Source organism: Klebsiella sp. HMSC09D12, from assembly GCF_001808475.1.
Classification (GTDB): Bacteria; Pseudomonadota; Gammaproteobacteria; order Enterobacterales; family Enterobacteriaceae; genus Klebsiella; species Klebsiella oxytoca.
In genome coordinates this window covers 1-4,044 of the sequence record NZ_KV793454.1, presented here as the reverse complement: position 1 = coordinate 4,044, position 4,044 = coordinate 1, and the positions used below count along the sequence as shown (strand labels likewise).

The window sequence follows — 4,044 nt, the reverse complement described above, 5'->3', positions numbered from 1 at the left end:
CAACACCGCCACCCGCTAAATTGCCGGTATCGGCAGCTAAGGAGATTTATGCGTGTATTAACCCCCCACCAATTTTTTAACCTCAACTGGTATGTCAGTAACCCAGAATTGACCTCACTGAAACCGGCGCAAGATAACGAGCCTGCCCTGGCAATGGGTTATGTATGGTTCCACGTTCAGGATGAAGTGAATGGCGCCGAGCCGGACGAGGATATGATGTGTGCTGTTTTCCCCTGGTACGCCGAGATCACTACAACCGATGGCACGCCGGACATTCAGGTATTCACCGAGCAGGACGATTGCTGGCTTTCCGCACATCAGTTTATGTTTGCGCGTAATGCGGTTCCTTCCCATGACGAATATCTCGTTTATTTCGACTCGCTTAACTGGCGCGCCGACGTCAAAAAACTGCTTCTCGATCGCTAACCTTTTCGCCCGGATAAGTCCGGGCATGACCTGAATGTGAAGGAACCTGAAAATGCATACTGATAACTATGTTTTCGAATTACCGGCAACACGCGGCGTCCAGGGTGGCGTTGAACAGTACATGCTGACTGTGCCAATGGCCGTTTTACGTCGCCTTCTGGCGATGGATGATCAGGGCGATGTAATGGCCCGCAGCCAGCGCGAAGCAAACAGAACGCGCGCGCGTAAAATCAGAAACTATGTTGCCGAGGCCACCGGCAGCGGTAAGCCGTATATTCTGCCCTCGATCACCGGAAATATTGATATTGACGTAGATTTCTTTCCCAGCGAACTATCGCCGTCTGTGGGTATCCTGAAAATCCCAATGGAAGCAGATCTGAAGTTATTCGACGGACAGCACAGGGCGCTAGGCATCATGGATTTTGTCCGGGACTACGCGAATACCGGCGACACCATCAGCCTGTTGTTGACGGTTGGCCTGCCGCTTGAAATGCGCCAGCAGTTTTTTGCCGACATTAACAACAACGCCAGCAAACCGGCAGCAGCGATCAGCATGGCTTACAACAACAACGACCCGGTTAACCAGCTGGCGATGTACCTGGCGCAAAACGTCACCGGCCTGGCGGGGTCGGTCGATTTCGAACATAACGCCGTTCCGGCAAAAAGCTCACGCCTTATTAGCTTTAAGGCGCTTAATGACGCGACTAAAAAGATGCTCAGCCTGCGCGCCAGTAGCGAGCCTACCCTTCAGCAGCGCGAGGCGGCCGAAAAGCTCTGGTCTGCCTGGTCAGGCGCCATGCGCTGGCTGGATATAGCGCAGGATGATATTGCCGCCGAATACCGCCAGGAAGCGCTGGGCCTTCATGGGATTATGATCAACGCGATGGGTATGGCAACGGCCCGGATGCTGCAAACGCGGCCGATAGATTCAATCGTCAGCCTCCTGGCCTGCGCAGAACAAGGCGAGAACGGTTTTCACTACAGAGACAGCTTTATGCATGAAAACTGGCATGACATCTGTGTAGATCCGCAAACCGGCACAATCCGAACTGACCGCCGCGCGCTGGAAGCGACGGCTAAAGAGTTACAGCGGCTGGTTGACCCGTTCGCGGAATGTGCCTGGCTGCGGCCTTATCTGGGCGATGAAGTCCCGGATACAACGTTGCTGAAGTTCAATGCGGGGATCGTGAAGCTGAAAGAGGAAACGAGTCTGCCGCAAATAGCAATTATTGAAAAACTGGAGCAGCTGCGCGACGGTGACGAACAAACCCGGTCGCGTATTGTGGGGACGCTGCGGGCTTTTAAAAAGTACATTGCAGACGGTGTATAACGAGATGGCCACGCAGGCGATGTAAGCAATAGATGTAAATATAATCCGTACTTGTGTTGACTTTAACACCCCATTGTACGATAATTAAAAAGTGGCAGGTGATGTGTCTGCCACTTAACCATCGCCGGTATCGGCTTAAAGAGGAAGTATCATGGAAACTATCGAAATCACCGCCCGCTACATTTCTGAAAACGCCCGCATGAACTTCATGCCAGCGGCCTTTCGTGGCGCTTTCTTCAGCGCTGATCACTTCATTCAGTCCTTTCTGAATCGTTACGCTAAAGACTACCAGGGAGGGTATTGGGAATACCTTCAGGCCAGCAATGGCGCATTTTTTATGGAAGCGCCCCAACCTCTTTGGCTCTCGTTGCCTAACTATTTTGAAGGTGAATGCAGCGCGCGCGAAGTAGGGATTATTGTTTGTCTGTATGCCTACAGTTACTTTTGCGGGCTGGCATATGAAGAAGGCAAAGCCGAACTGAACGAAACGATGGCTAACCGGTATCACCTGTTGCGGGAGTACGTTAATACGCTGGAGAACGAAAGCCAGAATCGTATTTATCGTGCCATTGATTAACTGATAACCAGGCGGGCAAAGCCCGCCTTATCGTGACTGTCACGCTCAGGAGAAACTATGTTAGCGACACTTCAACACCCTACCGCCTGGCAATTGCCAGCTCGGTTAATGCTTTTGGAACTGTTAATGTTCGATTACCGTAATTCCGATCAGGAGCGCTACGGCCAGCAAATCTATCACCACTATCGTAAACAGGGTAATCATCGCTGGGATACTTCTGTTCATCAGGATAGTGGCGGCCAGTACGCGATTATTTTCCGGCACTCCTTCAGCAAAAAACAGGCTGATGGCGTTAAGCGAACGATGATCCGCGATGAAACCGTTATACGGGCAGGTACGGCGCAGGAGCTGACGGAAGCGACATTTCCTGCCTTCCAGGATAGCGATATTCTGAAGGCGTCGGATTTCTTTAAGTCGCTTAACCGAAGCGATAAAAACACCGGCCCGGAAGATAACGAGCAAGGATGAAACATGAAAAAGCTGATGGTTGTCCCGCTACTTTGCGGCCTGCTTTTCGGTTGCGACAACAAAGCCGAACAGTTTCAGTTTGAAGCGGCCAGCAAAGCAGCGCTGAGCGCGCCCGATCCGTTTCTGGCTCTCAAGCAGTTTGATAAACAGGCCGGAGACTATGGTAAAGATTGTGGCGAATCCCTCGGGGAAGTGATATTTGGCGTATCAGCTGGCCGCCGTGCTGCCTGCGAAAAGCGATTAGAAATGCAGACCAAAATAGTTGTTGCTTCGGTCGATAAAGGTTCCATGCCTGCTTTCATGTTCCTTCTCGATAGTGGCCCTAAATATCCGCCTGTCTACCTGACTGATATGCCTGCTGACTATGCTAACCGGCAAAGGGCGCGCCTGTTTGAGCTGGCTCGATCGTTGCCACCGGCAAAGGAAAATGCAGAGCTTTTCCGCCGCGCAGCTGAAGATCTGCAAACAGGAAATAACGTGATGCAGGATTCCACGACAGCCATTGCTCTTTATAAAAAGGCCTGGCAAGCAGGCGATAAATCGGCCGCAGATGAACTGTCTGATGTCTATGCGTTTCTGGGCGACACGCCGCGAGCTTATTTCTGGAAAATTCGCGCTCACAGCAACCCTGAATACACGAAGGACGTGAACAAGCTGGCGCCGGAGGAAAAGGTAGTTATCCAGCGCAAAGCGGCAGACGTAACACAAACCGATATTTGAGGGTCAGCCATGCTGAACAAAACCGAAAACAACACCAACATTAGTAGCTTCAATCCCTGTTCTACAGAGGGTTTAATCGCCGTAAAGGATGATAAAGGCCGGACGCACATCATCCAGCGTGAATTAATATCCCACACAGAGGACAGATCTGATATTGAAGGGCAAGCAGCGACGTCCGTTTTCTTAGTGTCCGGGAAGTGGATAAGGGTATTTTTATCTAGTGAAAAACTGGCAAGAAAACTCGGCATTACCGTGTCTGAATAACGGGGTAAAGAATGAAAGGTTCAACAAAAGATAAGCTGTCATTAGCCTGGCTGATTGTCTGCATAGCTATATCAGTGGGCGCCGGTATGGTGTACTGGCATTATTATCAGCCCGGTGAAGGCGCAAGTATCAAGAGCGCATACATTACCTGGCTTTCCGCTTTTGCGGTGACAGGCTGTACAGCAACAATTTTATTCTGCATCAGCGGTATCGCCAGAGCGTTTAAAAATCTTTAAAAGCGGAACCCCGGACGTCACCC

At 51.0% G+C, this 4,044-nt stretch carries 7 protein-coding genes; all 7 read left to right on the top strand.

Features of this window, described 5'->3' with window-relative positions:
• The coding region (locus tag HMPREF3178_RS08895; RefSeq protein WP_217494332.1) for a hypothetical protein at nt 1–426 on the top strand (426 nt) is incomplete at its 5' end.
• Nucleotides 427–478: 52 nt separating this feature from the next.
• Nucleotides 479–1,756: a DGQHR domain-containing protein gene (locus tag HMPREF3178_RS08890; protein WP_063267576.1), complete on the top strand. Its 1,278-nt coding sequence runs from the start codon at nt 479–481 to the stop codon at nt 1,754–1,756.
• A gap of 151 nt (nt 1,757–1,907) precedes the next feature.
• Nucleotides 1,908–2,333 carry an antirestriction protein ArdB gene (gene ardB / locus HMPREF3178_RS08885; RefSeq protein WP_000447669.1) on the top strand — a complete coding sequence of 142 codons (426 nt, stop codon included), beginning with the start codon at nt 1,908–1,910 and terminating at the stop codon, nt 2,331–2,333.
• Between the two features lie 57 nt (nt 2,334–2,390).
• Nucleotides 2,391–2,801, top strand: coding sequence for an antirestriction protein ArdR (locus HMPREF3178_RS08880; RefSeq protein WP_227621665.1), 411 nt, complete (start codon nt 2,391–2,393; stop codon nt 2,799–2,801).
• Between the two features lie 3 nt (nt 2,802–2,804).
• A complete protein-coding gene (locus HMPREF3178_RS08875) occupies nt 2,805–3,521 on the top strand; it encodes a hypothetical protein (protein WP_063267577.1) in 717 nt (238 codons plus the stop codon).
• A 9-nt stretch (nt 3,522–3,530) separates the two neighbouring features.
• Nucleotides 3,531–3,785, top strand: coding sequence for a hypothetical protein (locus HMPREF3178_RS08870; protein WP_063267578.1), 255 nt, complete (start codon nt 3,531–3,533; stop codon nt 3,783–3,785).
• 11 nt (nt 3,786–3,796) lie between these two features.
• The gene (locus tag HMPREF3178_RS08865) at nt 3,797–4,021 is read left to right on the top strand and encodes a hypothetical protein (RefSeq protein ID WP_063267579.1); all 225 of its coding nucleotides are present in this window, start codon (nt 3,797–3,799) and stop codon (nt 4,019–4,021) included.
• The last annotated feature ends 23 nt before the right edge of the window (nt 4,022–4,044 follow it).